The sequence below is a fragment of the Psychrobacter pulmonis genome (assembly GCF_904846465.1).
Lineage (GTDB): Bacteria > Pseudomonadota > Gammaproteobacteria > Pseudomonadales > Moraxellaceae > Psychrobacter > Psychrobacter faecalis.
Window position 1 is genome coordinate 87,355 of the sequence record NZ_CAJHAT010000002.1, and the last position, 18,877, is coordinate 106,231.

Here is an 18,877-nt window from a genome sequence, read left to right on the forward strand (position 1 = left end):
GTGTCATGACCACCACACAGTATCAAACCCCTTTCCTAGCAGTCATACCAGCAGTCAATCACATAAAATGTTCATCATTTTACTAAAAAACCGCTCTAAATGATACAAGCGTGTGGATAACTTGTGGGTAACTTAAAAGATATCCACAACTTCTCAGTCGATAATAAAGTTTATATCGACTTCATTAGATGATTTAGGCGAGCCACATAGCTCTTAGTATCTTTATAAACATACCAGCTTTGCGCTTTGCCATGAACTGGTGTCGTAGGCGATATATATTGATAATGATAAGAAGACAAAGGTAGTGGCACAAAATCAATGCCATGTCCGCCTAACGGATGACAGCTACTAATACGTTTTAATAATAGCCAACTACCTGACCAAACGCCATGCCATGCTAAAGCTTGTTTACCGTAATTTGAGCAAGTTGGATAATAACGACAGCGCGCAGGTAAAATAGGACTGATTACTTTTTGATAAAAAACAATAAAATAATAAGACAACTTATATAAAAAATTATTTACTACTTTTAATAAAAAATTCATTTTATTTTTTTTCCATCTTTTTAAAGATATTATTAATTTCATTTATTATTTCTTTATTATTTAATTGCTTTATAGACTTTTTGACAATAAATACAATATCTTTGTTTTCTAAGTGACTTGCCTTTATACGAAATTGTTCACGAACATGGCGTTTGATTAAATTTCGTGTGACAGCCGTCGGTACTTTACGTTTGGTAATGGCCATACCGACTCGAGGCTGTTCACAATGGTTACTACGTACAAACGCCATTAAATGACTCTGATGCAGCTTGCGCTCAGGCGCGTCAAATACCTCGCGAAAGGACGAAGGCGTGAGTAGACGCTGTGCTTTGGTAAATCGAGCATTAGGGGGCGCTGAAACGGTATTGGACATAATACAACCTAATATAAGAGCTAGTAACACTAGCAGAGATAATAGCGTAGAAAGAATAACAAAGTATAGAGACAAAAAAAGCGCCGATGTGGGCGCTTTTAATATATGGCTGAGTGACAGTTGTGATGATTGACGATCGCAATCTATAAAATAATAGAAACACAACAAGCACTATCGGCCATGCTTATCGCAATCTACTGATTAATTATACAGTAAGGCGATGACGTCCTTTAGCGCGGCGACGAGCTAAGACTTGGCGGCCTTTTTTGGTTGCCATACGTGCACGGAAACCGTGAGTACGTTTACGCTTGATCACGCTTGGTTGGAATGTACGTTTCATAACTCACCTATCAAAATAATGGACTAAATTCGTAATAGCGGAGGATTATACCACCGCATAGTATTTTGGTCAACGAACTAATTTGCTCTGTTTTCATACAGATGATTTACAACAGAGTGAGTTTTCTTATATTTATCGGTAATGAGATATTTACAGCTAAGAGATTTAGTTAAATAAACTCATATCAGTAGACCCAAATTATCTTCTTAGAAAAACTATTTTGATAATCAATTTTTGAAACTTATCCACAGCTTGTGTCGAACTCTATAATAATTAGCTATTAATATATATAAGTATTGTTGTTATTGGGGATCGTATTATCTGTGATTAACTTGTTTTTTTACTTTTTTATCAATAGGATAGACTATGGGTAAGGTTGTGGATAACCTGTGGGTGGAATATGGATAACTCATGATATATACTTATCCACAAAACTATCCACAGTCTTATCCACAAAAAACGAGGTATTATCCACAGGCTGTTTGTGTTAGATTGGCGCCCTACTAGATGTATGATTTTAAGTTATGTGATCATAAGATATCTTTGTTAAGAAAAGAGGCTTTCTGGGGCTTAAAGCTGATAAATTTACACTATAAAAATGACGTTCTTTTGACCGATCACCTTGGACTATGGGGTTAGTATTTTTCATGATTGATACAGCAACTATTTGGGATAAATGCCTAAACGACTTACGTTATCATGTTAAAGATAATGTCTTTACGATGTGGTTGAGACCGTTATCTGCACATCAAGAAGCCAATAGCTTGATTATTCTTGCTCCTAATGATTACTTTGTAACCTATATCAAAAAGAATCATTTACACGACATCGAGCAGTTGGTTGCTAAACATAGCCAAGGTAGTATTGAAGCCGTTATTGTACGTGTTGATAATGCTGGCCGTGAGATGGTTGATAGTAATCTGGCCCAGTCAGGCTCATTGTTTGAAGAAGACCAGCCCTCCCCTCCCCCTACTGATTATAATTTTCAAAGTACGCATAATGATATTGCTAGAGCGGATATCGATGCCAATATGCGTCATGCAGAACTGATTGAGTCTGCCGATGCCAAATCATTAAGCTATCTGAATCCTGACTTCACCTTTGAAACCTTTGTCACTGGTAAGTCTAATAACTTAGCTTATAAGGCCTGTTACGAGCTTGGAAAACGCCAATCAAAAAATCGTCACAATCCTTTATTTATATACGGACCTTCTGGTTTGGGAAAAACGCATTTAATGCATTCTGTAGCGCATCGCTATTTAAAAAATAATCTAACTTTCTACTATTTCACTTCCGAAAAATTTATTAATCAATTAGTTTATTCATTAAGAAATAATAAAATAGAAGATTTTAAAAAGAAAATAAAAAAAGTAGATTTATTAATTGTAGATGATATTCATGTATTAGCGGGTAAAACAAAAAGTAGTAATGAGTTTTTAACCTTATTTGCAGATTTTACCAGCGGTGATAAGCAACTGATTCTGGCATCAGATCGTCATCCATCACAAATGACGGAGTTTGACGAGCGTTTCAGGTCGCGCTTTTCTTGGGGTTTGACGGTTGCAGTAGATCCACCTGAGATTGACACTCGAGTACAAATTTTACAAAGAAAGGCGGCATCGTACGGCATGAGCCTGCCTAAAGAGTGTGCCCTATTCATCGCTCAAAACGTGGTTTCTAATGTCAGGCGATTAGAAGGTGCTCTCAATCAGGTGTTTGCCAATGCCAACTTGACGGGAGCGCCCATTACACTTGAGATGGTGCAATACGCCCTAAAAGATATCGTTGCGATGCGTGTGCAAGCGGTAAATATGGATAATATTCGTAAAGTGGTCGCCGAATACTATGATGTGAGCGTAAAAGATATCATGGGTCGTAAACGTACGCGCAGCATTGCTAGACCACGACAAATAGCGATGGCGTTATCACGCGAATTAACCAGTGATAGCTTTCCTGAGATTGGTCAGTCATTTGGTGGACGCGACCACACGACAGTGATGCATGCTTGTGATAAGGTCAATGAGCTACGCGCCGCTGACCCCGCGTTTGATAAGGATTACAAAACGCTTGCCTTGATGTTGCAAGCGGGTTAGAAGCTTATGGCGTCATAATGTTGTCACGAGTCGATATGATTTATAATATTTTAATGATTAGCGGACAGACGCTGTATGGATTATCATCAGTAGACAAGGTATTATTAAGCCATTATTTTAAAACCCTATGATTTAAAAACGTATAAAAATTCTTTTAATAAGAGCAACTAATAAACAAGAGTAACTAAGCATGCAATTATCGATTAATCGAGAGTCGTTACTAAAAGCCATTAACTTGATTGCCAAGGCCGCCGATAAGCGCCACAACATGGTTATCTTGGGCAATATTAAGCTGCAATTGTCTGAGGGGGCGCTTATTTTAACTGCTTCTGACTTAGAAGTAGAGCTGACATCGACATTAAAATTGCCTGCTGGTGCCTGTATCGAAGCAGGTACCACCACATTACCTGCCACAAAGCTCAGAGATATCTGTAAATCATTGCCGTCGCAAGCGCAGGTCAATCTGACCACTCAAGAAAATGAGCGCTGTCTCTTGACCAGTGGTAAAAGTCGTTTTACTTTAGGCACATTACCAAGCGAAGACTATCCAAGTCTTGGTAATCCTGAAAATATCACACCTTTGACCATCAGTCGTAGTCGTTTGACCGACTTAATTCATAAAACCCAATTTGCAATGGCTATCCAAGATGTGCGTTACTATTTGACTGGTATGCTATTTGATGTGTCACAGCAGCAACTGACTACAGTTGCGACTGACGGCCATAGATTGGCGTTAGCGCGTAGTGTTATTGATGTCAGTAGCGACTTAAATATGCAAGCGATTTTGCCGCGTAAAGCGGTGATTGAGCTTGAGCGTTTGGCTTCTGAGCTTGGCAAGATGCTGGGCGATAAAGACAATGCTGTGACATTGAGCTTTGGCCGTGAATTCTTACAAGTAAGCTTACCCTTTGGTGATGTGGATAGTACAGGGCAGGTGAGTGATGATTTAATGGTGACCTTTACCGCGCGTCTTATCGATGGTAAATTCCCGGATTATCGCCGTGTCATGCCAAGTAATACAGATAAGCTTGCTTTGTTTAACCAAGAAAAAATGACTGATGTGCTGCGCCGTGTGGCAATTTTAAGTAATGAGAAATCTCGCGGTGTGGTGTTTAATTTTGCCAGTGATGGCATGGTAGAAGTTCGTGCTAATAATGCTGAGCAAGACGAGGCAGTCGAGATGATACAAGCAAAGTACCAAGGCGAGCCGATGGAGTTGTCATTTAATGCGGCGTATCTACAAGACGTTTTGGGCGTGATTCAAGGTGATTTGCAAATGCATATGAGCCAATCCAATGCCTCGGTATTGGTCAATCAGCTCAATGATGACTTTCATCAGTATGTTATTATGCCTATGCGTATATAACTTGGTGACCTTATGAAAAATAACAGTAATAAACTTTTGCTTACTAAATAGTGGGCGTAATATAGGCGGCTGTCACCCTTATGATTGAACGTCTACAAATTTCACACCTGCGTAATCTAACCCAGATTAGTTTAAATACTGCTGCTTGCAACGTTATTATCGGTGCAAATGGCAGTGGCAAAACCTCGTTACTTGAAGCGATATTCTTGCTTTCAAGAGGTAAAAGCTTCCGCCATCATCAGCCTAAACGCTATATTCAGCACCATCAAAATGCGGCAACGGTGCACGCTAAGCTCAATGATAGCAATACCTTAGCTATTCAAAAGCAAACAGATGCGACGACGGTTCTACGGCTGAATCAAACCACGGTTTATAACCAAAGTATCTTAACCGAGCAACTACCCACATTACTGATAGATCCGTCGTCGATGGATATGTTAGAGCAGGGCAGTGCCAGTCGCCGGCAGCTATTAGATTGGCTAGTGTTTCACATGAAACAGGGTTTCCATCCGCAATGGGTCGCTTATCAGCGTTTACTAAAACAGCGCAATAGTTTGCTAAAAAAGAGCCGTTACTTAACGCCAGTGCAGCTTGCTGAGTTAAAATCATGGGACAAAGGGCTTGCTAGTCATGCGGCGCTTATTCATCATTATCGTGAGCGAGTCTTTAGCGATTGGCAGCCTTACTTTGCGAAGAGTATCACGCAGTTATTGCCTACCTACGCTGAGCAACTAAGCTTAAGCTATAACGCTGGCTACGACACCAATATCCCGTTAGATATCCAGCTTAACGAGCGTTTGGAGCAGGATTTGCAGCTGGGTTATACGCGGATAGGTAATCACCGCGCCGATATTCATGTACATTGGCGCTCTAGTGATTTATCAGAGCATGCTAACAACGAAGCAGACAGCAATGCGAACGCAGTATCAAAAACCATAGAAAAAGCAGACACCGCGGCCAAACTACCGACTATAAAAGAACAGGCTGCTAACGTTCTCTCTCGCGGCGAGAAAAAACTGTTAATTACCGCTCTACGCTTATCACAATTGCCGTTATTGCTTAATGAAAACACTTCTACCCATGCGATAGAAAAGGACAATAGCAGTGTTATTTTGCCAAATGACCATAATAAAGCGCGAGCCACGCCAGTAGTGCTACTAGACGATATTACCGCTGAACTTGATGCTAGGGCGATAGAGATTCTGTTGTCGACATTGGCGCAGCTGCCATGTCAGGTATTTATGACCAGCTTAACCGACGATATTTTACCTTTGGTGCATGTATATTGGTCAGAACCTAATTTGTTTCACGTGAAACAAGGAGGCCTAAGGTCTTTATAAAGATGTTTTATAAAAACGTTTTTTAGAAATAGTTTCGATAATCAATATCCGCTAAGTTTGGGCTTCATTTTTATCAACCACACTTCATATCTTCCGAAAAATTTCATTGTTATGCTTGTGGGTGTAGTAGAAAAGTGATCTTGCTAAAATACTTGCTTGATACCGAGAAAACTGTCAGTAAACAGTGACTTAGCGCCAGAAAAATGTTAAAATAGAGCTTTATTTTTGCCCTGTTCTCAGCAAGTTATCTTATAAATTTTTATCAGTATTGTTTAAGGGTTTTTTGATAATATTCAGCTTCTAAGTGCTTGATAGATATATGCTTATTTCTAAGCTGTTTTAATGAAACGTAAAAGAAATGACAGCGTATATTAAAAACAGTCTTTGAGAAATTGGCTGTATTTAAGTCCACTTTTTTATTACTGTTTTATCTTCTTTTAGGCGACTTCTGATAAAACTTTTGCTAACTCTATAACTACATATTTTGACCATGAAACGTTAAATTTAAGATAACGTCGTCGAGCGTTGCCATTGTGGTGAGCAGATGACATATAGCTGATAATGGCTAGATTAAGGAATACACATGAGTGATTCATTACCTACCGACCACGAACAATTGATGAGCGACAGCGCTGTAGAGATTACTGCGCCTGCTGCAGCCCCTGAAGGAATGCCCTCTGATTATAGCTCCAAAGATATTCGTGTATTGCGCGGACTAGAAGCGGTGCGCGTACGTCCGGGTATGTATATTGGTGATACCGATGATGGTACCGGCTTGCATCATATGGTCTTTGAGGTGGTGGATAACTCTATCGATGAGGCGCTGGCTGGTCATTGCGACCAAATTGATATCATTATCCATGAAGACGAGTCGGTCAGTGTCATGGATAACGGTCGCGGCGTCCCTGTGGATATCCATCCAGAAGAGGGCGTATCGGCAGCACAGGTTATTATGACCGTACTGCATGCTGGCGGTAAATTTGATGACAACAGCTATAAAGTATCGGGCGGCCTACACGGCGTCGGTGTTTCAGTTGTAAACGCCTTGTCTAAAAAGCTTGAGATGAATATTTGGCGCGAAGGCTATCATTATCATCAAACCTATACCGATGGCGTTCCTGATGCCGATATTCAGCAGATGGAGGCGACCAATAAAACTGGTACGCAAATCCGTTTTTATCCAAGTAACGATGTCTTTACTGGTACCATTTTTGAGTACGATATTTTAGCCAAACGCTTACGTGAGCTATCATTCTTAAACTCTGGTGTGCGCATTGTCCTAACCGATGAGCGCATCGATAAACGTCATGAGTTTGAGCACAAGGGCGGCTTGTCAGAATTTGTCAGCTACATCAATGCGGGCAAAGACGGTATCAATGAAGTCTTTCATTTCACCAGCGAGCAAGACGATGGCATCAGTGTCGAAGTGGCGCTACAGTGGACGGACACCTATAACGAAAAAGTATTGTGTTTTACCAATAATATCCCACAGCGTGATGGTGGGACGCATTTATCTGGCTTCCGCTCAGCTTTGACGCGCGGTCTTAACAGCTATATGGATCGCGAAAACTTATTCAAAAAAGAGAAAATCGTCGCCACGGGTGATGATGCGCGTGAAGGTTTGACAGCGATTGTCTCGGTAAAAGTACCTGATCCTAAGTTTTCCAGTCAGACCAAAGATAAGCTGGTGTCGAGCGAAGTGAAATCTGCCGTTGAATCGGCCATGCATGATAAGTTTAACGACTATTTGCTTGAAAACCCAAGTGCCGGTAAAGCAATTGCCAATAAGATTATCGATGCGGCGCGTGCGCGTGATGCGGCGCGTAAAGCTCGCGAGATGACCCGCCGTAAAACCACGCTAGATATCGCAGGTTTACCGGGTAAATTGGCAGATTGCCAAGAAAAAGATCCGGCATTATCAGAGCTTTATATTGTGGAAGGGGATTCTGCTGGTGGTTCAGCTAAGCAAGGTCGTAGCCGTAAGACCCAAGCAATTTTGCCCCTAAAAGGTAAGATTCTTAACGTTGAGCGTGCTCGTTTTGACAAAATGCTGTCATCTGCTGAAGTCGGTAACTTGATTACCGCGCTTGGTTGCGGCATTGGCCCGGATGAATATAATCCGGACAAAGTACGCTATCATAAAATCATCATCATGACCGATGCGGACGTCGATGGTTCGCATATTCGTACGCTGCTGTTGACCTTTTTCTTCCGTCAAACGCCAGAATTGATTGAGCGCGGTTATATTTATATCGCCCAGCCACCACTTTATAAAGTAAAAAAAGGTCGTCAAGAGCTGTATTTAAAAGACGATGAAGCCTTAAAAGCGTATTTATTATCCTCGACAATCGATAATACTAAGTTGCATATCAGTGCTGATGCGCCGGCTATTACTGGTCAAGCGCTTGAGACCTTGCTCAATGACTATAACCAAACCCAGCTTATCAAAGCGCGTTTGCAGATTCGTTATCCTGCAGTATTATTGGATGCATTGACGCATACGCCGAAGCTTAGCACCGATATGACTTATGATAAGTCAGTAATGGAAGCGTGGAAAGCGTCATTACAAACACAGCTTGAGCACTTTGGTAGTGATTTAAATCCTGAGATTGAACTGGTCAATATCCATGCGCCGCAACCAAAAAATATGGATGCTGCCGCTGCTGATTTATTGGGTATGACCGCAGTGGTAGAACTTGATGAAAGTGAAACATCTGCTGATGACAGTGATTCTTTATCTGCCAAAGCTCAATGGTTACCGCGTATCACTGTTTATGTGCATCAATTGGCGCATCATTATTTGTTAGATGCCAGCTTTATCAATTCAGGTGAGTATACCAAGCTGCTGCGCTTATCCGCTGAATGGAATACCTTGCTTGCAGAAGATGCCTTTATCCGCCGTGAAGCAAGCGCAGGTACGACCAAAGATATCCCAGTACGCGATTTTGATTATCTCTGGCAACAAATGATGCTTGAGGCGCGTCGTGGTTTGGCGATTCAGCGTTATAAAGGGCTGGGCGAGATGAACGCTGATCAGCTTTGGGATACCACCATGGATCCTGAAAACCGCCGTATGTTACGCGTGACAATTGAAGATGCGATTGCCGCTGACCATATGTTTACCTGCCTAATGGGTGACCATGTCGAGCCACGTCGCATTTTCATTGAAGAGAATGCGCTGACCGTGTCTAATTTAGATATTTAGCTTTTAGTTTATAGACCTTGAAGTTATAGTTTTGAAGTTTGAATATAATTGTTTATTGGTATAAAGTCATCTTGCTCGCAAGGTGGCTTTTTTCATGTGAAATATTATCAATAAAGTAGTGAAGGGAATACTATGCTAAACGCAGAACAAAAGAAGTATTTGTCACAACTATCAAAAAAGACCTTAATTGATTTTGTCTCTGAGGTGTATGGTATAGATAAAATGCTCGATAAAAAAATTGAGCGTCTGCTATTACAATCAGATAAACCTAAACTTATAAAAAAGTTAACCACTACACTAAAAGGACTTAGAAGACGAAGGAAGTTTGTAGATTACTGGGAATCTAGTGAATTTGCTACTGAGCTTCAGCACTTAGCCAGCGATATAATGAGCCTTTACCCTGCGCAACCACGAGAGTGCTTGACGTTACTTGAGTTATTTATAGAGTCTACTAATGCTAGCCTAGAACGTGCTGATGATTCCAACGGTTATATCGGTGATATTTATAGGAGTTTGACGTCATTTTGGCTAGCAGTGGCTAGCACTTGCTATGAGCAAGAAAAGCGAGACATACCTGTTGATGAGCGCGATATACTCAGTCAAGCTTGGATAAAGAAAGTAAAAGTGCTGGCTGACGATAATGATTATGGTACCAAAGATAGTTTATTAGAAAATATTGATCAACTGTTATCTGAGACTGAGATACGTGGATTGATCGCTGATTATCAACAAGAGCGTGAGAATATCCAAACAAAAAAAGCAATTAAAGATACGCTCAATGAAAGGCAAAACAGCCCTTTAAGTGATGATGCTTTTTCAATTAACTATGAAAAAATGGTAATTGAGATCGCCATAAAAAACCTAACAAGGGCGCTAGGTGATGTGGGTTTTTTTGAAACCATATTCTTTGAGATGCAAGAGACTAGACCGGTTCATCCTCGAAGATTAGAAGAGTTGCTAACATTTCTGCTAAATCAAAGAGCTTTTGATAAGGCATTACACTACTTAAATGAAGAGTGGCAAAGCGATGGTCTGTTAGATAAGATCAGACGTTTGGATTGGCTGAGTCACATATATCACATGCAAAAAGATACCGACGCGCTCATGGAGGTGCTAGGCGAGGCGTTTGAGCTACAATCAACCCCTTCGCGGTTAAAAGCTATCATGGCTGTGGCCAGTCCTGCTCAGCAATCTAAGTGGCGAAAAAGAGCTTATGAGCTGGCAGAACAACAAGAAAATGTATTTATGGCCACATCGCTACTGCTAGAAATAGGAGAGATTGAGCTTGCTAATGAGGTTGCAGTTGCCCGTCATTCCCAGTTTGCTGATGTGCATTACACAGATCTCACAAGCATGTTAAAAGATTTGCCAACTAAGACAGATTTACTTCAAGTTATTATTTACCGCACTTTACTTAACGATATTCTAGACAGCTCTCGCAGCAAAGCTTATGGTCACGCCGCTCGCTACTTCGATCGTCTAACCAAACTTGATACGGTTATTAGTAAATCGTCTAAGCCTTACAGTGAACTTGCGACCCATAAAGAATATGTCATTACCCTTAAAGACAAGCATGGTAAAAAGCGTAGTTTTTGGGAAAAGGTAAACGATTAGATTGATATAGTGTTTCACGTGAAACTTATGACAATAAGCAGAAATAAGCGAAGAATAAAATGATTGAAGTTATATTACTTGCCATTGCTCTTGCGATGGATGCGTTTGCTGTTGCGATTGGGCTAGGGGCGAAATCACAAAAACAGCATCGTCATTATGTGCTGCGTTTGGCGATTTATGCGGGTTTGTATTTTGGTATTGCGCAGGGCGTGATGCCACTGATTGGTTATTTATTGGGCGCAGCTTTATTAGGCTGGTTGGCTGCTGCTGCACCTTGGATTGGTGGATTTATTCTTATCGGTCTTGGTAGCAAAATGCTTTATGAAGTGTTTTTAGGAGATGGAGAAGAGGCGGTAGATAAAGCGCTGCATATAAATAGTGAGACAGTGTCTGTAAATGACAGCTTAAAGAAAAATATCAATCATCGCACCATGTTTACCCTTGCGATTGCCACCAGTATTGATGCCATGGCAGCTGGCTTTACGCTGAATTTGTTGGCGCTTAATGCGTGGTTGGCTTGTTTAATTATCGCTATTATCACTGCTATTTTTAGCGTCTTTGGTGTGTATTTGGGTAAGAAATCAGGGACGTATCTTGAAGATAAGGCGGAAGCGCTTGGTGGGCTAGTACTTATACTCATTGGCTTAAAGGTGATGTTCTTTAGCTAGTTTATTAATCTTTACCTTTTACTCTATAAAAAAACACCGCTTTGGTAATCAAAGCGGTGTTTTTTTTTGTTTCACGTGAAACTTCAAATAGATGTTTTTCAGACAGTCATTTTTTATTAATTACGCTTCGTCAGTATTAAAGCGCCACGCTAGAACACGGGTATTCTTTTGCCCTTGGCTCATCTCGATGATGCGCATTTGGGCAACATCAAGCTGTTTTAATAACAGTTGTAATGGTTTCACGTTCTCTGACTTTGACACCAAGCTGGTAAACCAGCCAACGTGCTCGGCAAAATCTTGACTTTCTTTTATCATTTTGGTCAAAAAGGCAATTTCGCCGCCCTCACTCCACAGCTCTTTATGCTGACCACCAAAGTTGAGATTTTGCGCAGCATTTCCAGCCTTGGTTGAATGGCGGCTGATTTGCTCGTTTTCATTCTTACCACGATGGCGTTGCAGATTATGCTGCTTGCGGGTATTGGCTTGCATCGCTTCTTCTAATGACGCATGAAACGGTGGGTTGCAAACGACCACATCGAAGTAATCTTGACGACCGATGATGTTTTTAAAAATAAACTTAGGCTCAGGCTGTAGTTTTACTTTAACGGCACTTTTTAGCTTTGGGTTGGCTTCGCAAATCAGCGCGGCGGTATTGACTGAAATAGGGTCAATGTCGCTCGCGGTAAAGCGCCAACCATAGCTTTGGCTACCGATAATCGGATAAATCGCACTGGCCCCGGTACCAATATCAAGGGCGTGAATTTCTTTACCCGTCGGCGGTGTGTTGTCGTCATTAACGTGCGTGGTTTGCGCCAGTAAATCAGCAATATAATGGATGTAATCGGCGCGACCCGGTATCGGTGGGCAGAGATAGCCTTCTGGAATATCCCAAAACTTCACGCCATAATAATGCGCGAGTAACGCCTGATTGAGGACGCGTACCGCCTCACTATCAGAGAAGTTAATCGTCGGCTCACCTTTCGGGTTAGTGATGGTGTGCTTAGCCAATTCCGGCAGGGCACGGGTCAATAGCGCAAAGTCATAGCGCCCTTGATGCGGATTGCGCGGATGTAGCTTGCCGAGCTTTTTGGCAGTCTCAGGTGAGCGGTTGCGATGAGTATTAGCATTTGCTCTACGGGCGTTTGATATATTGGTGCTGGGCTTACTGGTCATAGTTTCGGACTACAATGTTTGAATATAATCACCCAGTTTAGCAGATTTCACGCCCGTCTATCGGTTTATCCATGGCTACTCATTTACCTATGGCGAATAAAATAGCAATCTGCCTGTGCGCGTATATCTGTCCTTGCGTTATCGCATGGGGGTGTCTATATTGAAACTAAGCCAAATGAGCATAAAGCGGCTATTTTATAAGCGCAGCAGATGACAATAATGCATTTAAAAGGATAAAAATATGACAACGGAAAGTAATAAATCCAGTACCGATAACCGCATCACCTATGAAACCGACGGCTATATCTGCCTAATCGGGCTCAATCGCGCCGATAAACGCAACGCCTTTGATAGCCATATGATTAAGCAATTATCCGAAGCACTGACGCGTTATGAAAACGACGAGAACTTACGCTGTGCGCTCATATTTGCCCATGGTGAGCACTTTACCGCCGGACTTGATCTAATGGAGTTGCAAGATAAGTGGGATAAAGGCGCGTTTGAGTTTAATGATAATGAGATTGACCCATGGGGAATCGGTGGCAAATTACGCAGCAAACCTGTGGTCGTTGCGATTCAAGGAACTTGCTTTACCGCTGGCATTGAATTAATGCTAAATAGTGATGTCGTTATCGCAAGTGATAACTGCAACTTTGCACAAATGGAAGTTCAGCGCGGTATCATGCCGTTTGGTGGCGCGACGGTACGTTTCGTCGCAGCAGCAGGTTGGCAAAAAGCTATGCCGTATTTGCTTACTGGTAAAGCCTTTGACGCGCAAACTGCTGATAGACTAAATCTGGTCAGTGAAGTAGTGCCGAATGGCGAAGAATACGAACGAGCAATAACTATTGCGCAAGAGATTTGTAAAGCTGCACCGCTTGGCGTACAAGGGTTACTGTCCTCAGCACAAGATGTCAGTCGTAGTGGAACTGCCGCTGCATTGGCTAATATTCATAGCTATTTGCCGCATTTATTTCATTCAGAAGATGCGAAAGAGGGTGCGATGGCGATGGTAGAGAGAAGGGAGGCTGAGTTTAAGGGGCGTTAATAATTCAAAGATCTATGCTTTAGGAGACTGATGGTGCAATACAATTTCGATGAAATAATAGATAGACGTGATACAGGGTCAGTCAAATGGCATTATAACGATGATACCATCCCGCTATGGGTCGCGGACATGGACTTTAAGGCCGCCCAGCCTATCTTAAAGGCGATTGAGCAAGTTGCGCAGCATGGCATATTGGGTTATACCAAACCGACTGAGGCATTGTACGAGTCTATTATTCAGTGGCATGGCAGTCGTTATAATTTACAGCTAGATAAAGAAAATATCTTGTTCTCGCCGGGCGTCGTGCCAAGTTTAGCGCTGATGATGAACGTATTTACTGAAGTAGGCGATGCGGTACTGGTTAATGACCCCATTTATACGCCTTTTATGACCAAGGTTGAGCAAAATGGTCGCGCGCTTGTGACATCGCTATTAAAGGAGGTCGAGGGGAAGTATCGTCTGGATTTGGCTGATATCGAAGCCAAGATAATCGAGCATAAGGTTAAGCTATATTTATTATGCAATCCGCACAATCCGGGCGGGCGCGTGTGGACGAGGCAGGAGCTTGAAGCGTTACTGGCACTTTGCAAAAAGCATGATGTGGCGATTGTCAGTGATGAGATTCATCAAGATTTAACCTTGAGTGGTTATACTTTTACACCTCTTTTAACCCTCGCAAAAGGTTACGAGCATAAAGTCGTCAGCCTGACCTCGATGACCAAAACCTTTAACGTAGCAGGTATTAAAGGCTCGATGATATTTGCTAAAGACGATGCATTAATCAAAAAAATCAGTCAGCAGCAGCAGTTAAATGATGAATATGAGCTCAATTTATTTGCCTATACCGTGATGCAAAGTGCTTATGAAGAGGGTGGTGAGTGGTTGGAGCAGGCGCTTAATTATATTGAAGCCAATATTGACTTAACCATTAGCTTTTTAGAAGAGCATTTGCCCGATATCAAGATTATGCGCCCAGAAGCCTCGTATTTAATTTGGCTGGATTGTTCGGCTTATGTACAAGATAATCAGAAGCTTTATGATAAGTTAAGAGAGGCGAAGGTTGAGCTCAATGCGGGTATCAAATACGGCACTGAGGGACATCTTAAAATGCGCCTAAATGTGGCGTGTCCTGAGGCACTGCTGCGCGAGGGATTAAATCGAGTTTATGCGGCGTTTATTGGTTAATAAGGATTTATAAAGCGAGACGAGATTTAATGTTCTCAATGCTCTATTTGACCTAAATTCTCTAAGTCTACAAACTCCTTTTTGCCATGGATAGTATACATTCTGCGTTTGATGTCTGGATAATTACAGATATCAAACGCTGGTCTGTTGCCTCCCATTAAGTAGGTAGCGTCCGTATCACTATTATTACGCATAGAATGCGCTGCACCGTGTGCGGGGAAACCGACAAAATCTCCTGCATGTAGTTGATAAACTTCATCGCCATAATGTAGTGAAAGCTCGCCAGATAGCATATAAATGAACTCGTCTGAATTTTCATGATAGTGGTGTTGCGTGGTTTCATCACCCGATTCAACACGTACGAGATGCAGACCGAATTTGGTAAGACCGACAATATCACTTAATGAAACCGTATGGCGAATGGCATTGTCGTTAAACTGATGGACGTGTTTGGTTGCAGGGGTGTTTTCAATATTGGATTTGGTTAGGACGTAATGCTGAGTGTTTTTGAGTGCAGACTTTGGTGTAGTCATAGCTTAGTCTCCGTTATTATTATCTTAAGCTTGAGTCTATAGAAGTAATAAAGTTAACTTAGAGGCTTAATTCACTTTGCAGGATAACCAGTAATATCTTGTATGCTTTGATATAAAGGTTTTAGGCGCTCATACATTTTTAGATAAACCTCATTATAAAGGCGTTTGTAGAGTTGGACATTGGCCTCAATAGGTAAGAATTCATCGCCTAAATGGGTCATTGCCTCACTTGCAACCGCATGATCGGGATAGACGCCGATTCCGACTGCGCAGTTGATGGCAGCGCCTAAACCTGAAGCCTCGTAAGTGTGCGGGCGATAAGCGGGCATACCAAAGATATCGGCAGTAAGCTGCATCGCTGAGTCACTTTGGGAGCCGCCGCCTGAGACACGCAGGTGCTTGATGGTTTTGCCTGTACGCTTTTCAATGGTATCAAAGCCAAGTTTTAGCTCGTAAGCGAGCCCCTCTAAGATAGCGCGATAAACATGCGCCCGCGTGTGCACATCGCCAAAACCAATGAGCGCACCTTTACCTTCAAGTCCCGGATGACGGACGCCGGGTGACCAATACGGCTGCATCATCAGCCCCATACAACCCGCCGGAATATCTTTAACTGCCTGATCGAGGAGTTTTTCGGTATCGATGCCTTGGGTCTTTGCTAGCTGCTCTTCATAGTGGGCAAATTGTTCCTTAAACCAGCTAACCATCCAAAAGCCGCGATAGATCATGTACTCATGGTTGTAGTAGTTCGGCGCGGCAGCAGTGTAGGCGGGCATATGCTTAAGGATTTCGACGTAATTGCTCGACGTGGTATTGATAGTCGCAGTAGTGCCAAAGCTTAAACAGGCAGTATCTGCTGCCAGACCGGCAGAGCCTAAAGCTTCACAAGCTTTATCGCTAGCAGCAGCAATCATCAGCGTACCTTCTAAAATCCCCGTGGCTTTAGCTGCCTTTGCGCTGATATGACCTAGTGGCTGACCTGGCGGCACTATCTTAGGCATTTGCTCAGGTCGACAGCTAAATAAACGCCATTTAAGATCTTTAGGTTTCATCCACGTTTGGGCTTTATAGTCATAAGGCAGATAGCCTAGGGCGTGACCATTGGAATCGGCTAATTCGCCTGTGAGCTGATAGGTAAGGTACGCTGATAGATTGACGTAATGAGCGGTCTTTGCCCACATCTCTGGCTCATGGTGTGCAAGCCAATTACAGCGGGCTTTTTGCTGTGCTTCTTTTACCAGTTCGCCCATACCAATGATTTTGGTTAATGGACTAAGAAAGCCGATATCGTTGGTTTCGCCGCGGCGCAAATCCATCCAAACAATAGCAGGGCGCAGCGGTTGCTTGTCTTTATCCAGACATATCATGGTATAGCGCTGGGTGGCGAGGCTGACGCCTGCGATTTGCTCAGGGCTTATAGCGCTGGTTTGCCACAACTGCTGACAAGCCTCGCTTAGCTTTTGCCAATAATAATCGGCATGTTGCTCGGCAAAATTGGGCTGGAGAGAGAAATACGGCTCGATAGGGACGCGAGCTTTGGCAATCTCAGTGCCAAACTGATTAAAGATAAGCGCTCTAACACTTTGGGTACCATTATCAATGGCTAAGAAATAAATAGGGTCATCAAGGTTCGTGGTCATAGTCGTCCTTAACTATGTAGTCATATAAATTAAGCCGCAGGCAAATGGTAATAGCGCTGCCACAAGTCCTGATAGCGAGCAACTTCTTGTTGCCACTTTTGCTCATCCCAGCCGAGCTCTTGCTGACATATTTGCTTTAGTCTTGTGCTGATAAGCGGCGTCATTGCGCCATGCGGTAGGATTAAACCCAAGCGTGTACGTCGCAATAATAAATCATCTAAATGAATAACCTGCTCATGGCGCGCGGCAAAGCGAATCTCCGCCCAAATGGTATTGCTATCGGTGACATAAGCCATGTCTTCGTCATGCGCTAGTTCAAGCAAAGTATCGAGCTGTAAGCCGTAAAACCCTTGTAAGCGTTGTTGTAGATCTTTTGGTAAAGTAGAAAATTTAGGATTGCTTGGTGTGGTATCGCTAAAGACGTGATCGCCATTTATGGTTTGATTTTGAATGACAGATTTATCGAGCGCGAGCACTTCTTGACACTTTTCAAGGACATCTAAAGCAATAAGGCGAAAGGTTGTTAGCTTGCCGCCGCTGACGGTCACCAGATTATTATCGAGCCACACGCTATGGTCGCGCTTTTCTTTACTAGGGCTCACGCGCTTACCGTCACCGCCTTCTGATATCAGCGGACGCACGCCTGCCCACGTACTAATGACATCCTCTCGGTTTAGATGAGCATCGTTAAACAGCGTGTTGGTTGCAGTTAATAAATAATCGACCTCTTCATTCGTGATACCAACTTCACTATCATCCAAAGGCGGATGATCCAAATCGGTAGTACCAAGGACGGTACGGTTTTCCCATGGGAAGACAAATACCGCTCTTTTATCGACAGGATGCAAAAAGGTATAGGCTTGCTTAATTGGCAAACGCTCTTTGCTCACGACCAAGTGACTGCCACGTGACGGACGAATTTGCTTATGAAAACTTTGTTCGGTTTGCTTACTGGCCTGCATACGTAAGGTATCCGCCCAAGCGCCTGTGGCACTGACCACCACTTTGGCGTAAACATCATAACTTTGAGCTTTGCTTTGAACATTGTTTTGAGCTTTGTTTTGAGCTTTGTTTTGAGCTTTGTCTTCAGAAGAAGTATCTTTAAGCGTTGCGCCTACTACCAAGCCTTGTTGATTGGTAATCAACGTTTCGGCTTTTAGGTAATTAATCGCCTGCGCGCCGTCGTGAATCGCCTCAGCAAGGACGCGCATCACCAGCCGCGAGTCATCGGTCACCGCATCGCTAAATTGACTGGCACCCAAAAATTTGTCTTGTTTGATATTTGGGTTCAGGCTAAGAAAGGCATCTTTTTTAAAGTACTTAGAGTAGCGCTTGCCCGCCAGTCCATCGTAAACGCGTAATAAAATTTTAAATATCCATGGCGGCGGAAACTTGCCTTTATAATGCGGCATGATGTAGTGCATTTCATTCACAAGGCCGCTTGCTTCACTGAGCATACGCTCACGCTCGCGCACGCTCAGCAAGGTGGTTTTATAATCACCCGAGGCAATGTAGCGCAATCCGCCATGTACCATCTTGCTTGAACGGCTGGAGGTGCCCCAAGCAAAGTCTTTTTGTTCGATTAACAATACTGCTAAGCCGCGCCGTGCCGCTTCGCGCGCAATCCCAGCGCCAGTAATGCCGCCACCGATGATAAGCATGTCCCAAGGTTTTACTTGAGACGAGCCACAAGATAAAGGCGCTAATACTTGTTGGCGTTGCTTGGTTTGAGTCATATCTCACTCTTCTTAATT

At 42.7% G+C, this 18,877-nt stretch carries 15 protein-coding genes; 8 read left to right on the top strand and 7 right to left on the bottom strand.

Going from position 1 to position 18,877, the window contains the following annotated elements:
• Positions 1-170 precede the first annotated feature (170 nt).
• The 3 genes from yidD to rpmH all read right to left on the bottom strand — a co-directional run bounded on the left by yidD (position 171) and on the right by rpmH (position 1,258).
• On the bottom strand, positions 171-545 hold the full coding sequence (yidD, locus tag JMX70_RS04085; protein WP_201590580.1) for a membrane protein insertion efficiency factor YidD: 375 nt from the start codon (positions 543-545) through the stop codon (positions 171-173).
• Between the two features lies 1 nt (position 546).
• Positions 547-918, bottom strand: coding sequence for a ribonuclease P protein component (rnpA, locus tag JMX70_RS04090; RefSeq protein WP_201589828.1), 372 nt, complete (start codon positions 916-918; stop codon positions 547-549).
• Positions 919-1,123: 205 nt separating this feature from the next.
• Positions 1,124-1,258, bottom strand: coding sequence for a 50S ribosomal protein L34 (rpmH, locus tag JMX70_RS04095; protein ID WP_007394757.1), 135 nt, complete (start codon positions 1,256-1,258; stop codon positions 1,124-1,126).
• A gap of 647 nt (positions 1,259-1,905) precedes the next feature.
• On the opposite strand from rpmH, the gene dnaA reads away from it, so the two are divergent.
• The 6 genes from dnaA (at position 1,906) to JMX70_RS04125 (ending at position 11,544) form a co-directional block, all read left to right on the top strand.
• Complete coding sequence (gene dnaA, locus JMX70_RS04100) at positions 1,906-3,351, top strand: chromosomal replication initiator protein DnaA (protein ID WP_191690856.1); 1,446 nt, start codon at positions 1,906-1,908, stop codon at positions 3,349-3,351.
• Between the two features lie 190 nt (positions 3,352-3,541).
• A complete protein-coding gene (gene dnaN / locus JMX70_RS04105) occupies positions 3,542-4,717 on the top strand; it encodes a DNA polymerase III subunit beta (protein WP_201589830.1) in 1,176 nt (391 codons plus the stop codon).
• A gap of 80 nt (positions 4,718-4,797) precedes the next feature.
• Positions 4,798-6,057: a DNA replication/repair protein RecF gene (gene recF / locus JMX70_RS04110; RefSeq protein ID WP_201589832.1), complete on the top strand. Its 1,260-nt coding sequence runs from the start codon at positions 4,798-4,800 to the stop codon at positions 6,055-6,057.
• Between the two features lie 670 nt (positions 6,058-6,727).
• Positions 6,728-9,262, top strand: a complete 2,535-nt coding sequence (gene gyrB / locus JMX70_RS04115; protein ID WP_225211616.1) for a DNA topoisomerase (ATP-hydrolyzing) subunit B — start codon at positions 6,728-6,730, stop codon at positions 9,260-9,262.
• A gap of 132 nt (positions 9,263-9,394) precedes the next feature.
• A complete protein-coding gene (locus JMX70_RS04120) occupies positions 9,395-10,876 on the top strand; it encodes a DUF6880 family protein (RefSeq protein ID WP_201589834.1) in 1,482 nt (493 codons plus the stop codon).
• Between the two features lie 59 nt (positions 10,877-10,935).
• Positions 10,936-11,544, top strand: coding sequence for a manganese efflux pump MntP (locus JMX70_RS04125; protein ID WP_201589836.1), 609 nt, complete (start codon positions 10,936-10,938; stop codon positions 11,542-11,544).
• 120 nt (positions 11,545-11,664) lie between these two features.
• On the opposite strand, the gene rlmF is transcribed toward JMX70_RS04125, so the two are convergent.
• Positions 11,665-12,717, bottom strand: a complete 1,053-nt coding sequence (gene rlmF, locus JMX70_RS04130) for a 23S rRNA (adenine(1618)-N(6))-methyltransferase RlmF (RefSeq protein ID WP_201589839.1) — start codon at positions 12,715-12,717, stop codon at positions 11,665-11,667.
• Between the two features lie 241 nt (positions 12,718-12,958).
• On the opposite strand from rlmF, the gene JMX70_RS04135 reads away from it, so the two are divergent.
• Entirely contained in the window at positions 12,959-13,765 is an 807-nt protein-coding gene (locus JMX70_RS04135) for a crotonase/enoyl-CoA hydratase family protein (RefSeq protein WP_201589842.1), read from the top strand.
• Between the two features lie 27 nt (positions 13,766-13,792).
• The gene (locus JMX70_RS04140; protein WP_201590583.1) at positions 13,793-14,950 is read left to right on the top strand and encodes a MalY/PatB family protein; all 1,158 of its coding nucleotides are present in this window, start codon (positions 13,793-13,795) and stop codon (positions 14,948-14,950) included.
• A gap of 35 nt (positions 14,951-14,985) precedes the next feature.
• On the opposite strand, the gene JMX70_RS04145 is transcribed toward JMX70_RS04140, so the two are convergent.
• The 3 genes from JMX70_RS04145 to JMX70_RS04155 form a co-directional block, all read right to left on the bottom strand.
• Positions 14,986-15,483 (bottom strand): cupin domain-containing protein, encoded by a 498-nt coding sequence (locus tag JMX70_RS04145; protein ID WP_201589845.1) that lies wholly within the window; start codon positions 15,481-15,483, stop codon positions 14,986-14,988.
• Positions 15,484-15,554: 71 nt separating this feature from the next.
• A complete protein-coding gene (locus tag JMX70_RS04150) occupies positions 15,555-17,123 on the bottom strand; it encodes an FGGY-family carbohydrate kinase (protein WP_201589848.1) in 1,569 nt (522 codons plus the stop codon).
• Positions 17,124-17,152: 29 nt separating this feature from the next.
• On the bottom strand, positions 17,153-18,859 hold the full coding sequence (locus JMX70_RS04155; RefSeq protein ID WP_201589851.1) for a glycerol-3-phosphate dehydrogenase/oxidase: 1,707 nt from the start codon (positions 18,857-18,859) through the stop codon (positions 17,153-17,155).
• Positions 18,860-18,877 lie beyond the last annotated feature (18 nt).

Excerpts from the sequence above, each read along its gene's own strand:
- JMX70_RS04120 (WP_201589834.1), top strand. The coding sequence starts at position 9,395 with ATGCTAAACGCAGAACAAAAGAAGTATTTGTCACAACTATCAAAAAAG.
- gyrB (WP_225211616.1), top strand. The coding sequence starts at position 6,728 with ATGCCCTCTGATTATAGCTCCAAAGATATTCGTGTATTGCGCGGACTA.
- JMX70_RS04155 (WP_201589851.1), bottom strand. The coding sequence starts at position 18,859 with ATGACTCAAACCAAGCAACGCCAACAAGTATTAGCGCCTTTATCTTGT.
- dnaA (WP_191690856.1), top strand. The coding sequence starts at position 1,906 with ATGATTGATACAGCAACTATTTGGGATAAATGCCTAAACGACTTACGT.
- dnaN (WP_201589830.1), top strand. The coding sequence starts at position 3,542 with ATGCAATTATCGATTAATCGAGAGTCGTTACTAAAAGCCATTAACTTG.
- JMX70_RS04145 (WP_201589845.1), bottom strand. The coding sequence starts at position 15,483 with ATGACTACACCAAAGTCTGCACTCAAAAACACTCAGCATTACGTCCTA.
- rpmH (WP_007394757.1), bottom strand. The coding sequence starts at position 1,258 with ATGAAACGTACATTCCAACCAAGCGTGATCAAGCGTAAACGTACTCAC.
- yidD (WP_201590580.1), bottom strand. The coding sequence starts at position 545 with ATGAATTTTTTATTAAAAGTAGTAAATAATTTTTTATATAAGTTGTCT.
- JMX70_RS04125 (WP_201589836.1), top strand. The coding sequence starts at position 10,936 with ATGATTGAAGTTATATTACTTGCCATTGCTCTTGCGATGGATGCGTTT.
- JMX70_RS04150 (WP_201589848.1), bottom strand. The coding sequence starts at position 17,123 with ATGACCACGAACCTTGATGACCCTATTTATTTCTTAGCCATTGATAAT.
- JMX70_RS04135 (WP_201589842.1), top strand. The coding sequence starts at position 12,959 with ATGACAACGGAAAGTAATAAATCCAGTACCGATAACCGCATCACCTAT.
- recF (WP_201589832.1), top strand. The coding sequence starts at position 4,798 with ATGATTGAACGTCTACAAATTTCACACCTGCGTAATCTAACCCAGATT.
- rnpA (WP_201589828.1), bottom strand. The coding sequence starts at position 918 with ATGTCCAATACCGTTTCAGCGCCCCCTAATGCTCGATTTACCAAAGCA.
- rlmF (WP_201589839.1), bottom strand. The coding sequence starts at position 12,717 with ATGACCAGTAAGCCCAGCACCAATATATCAAACGCCCGTAGAGCAAAT.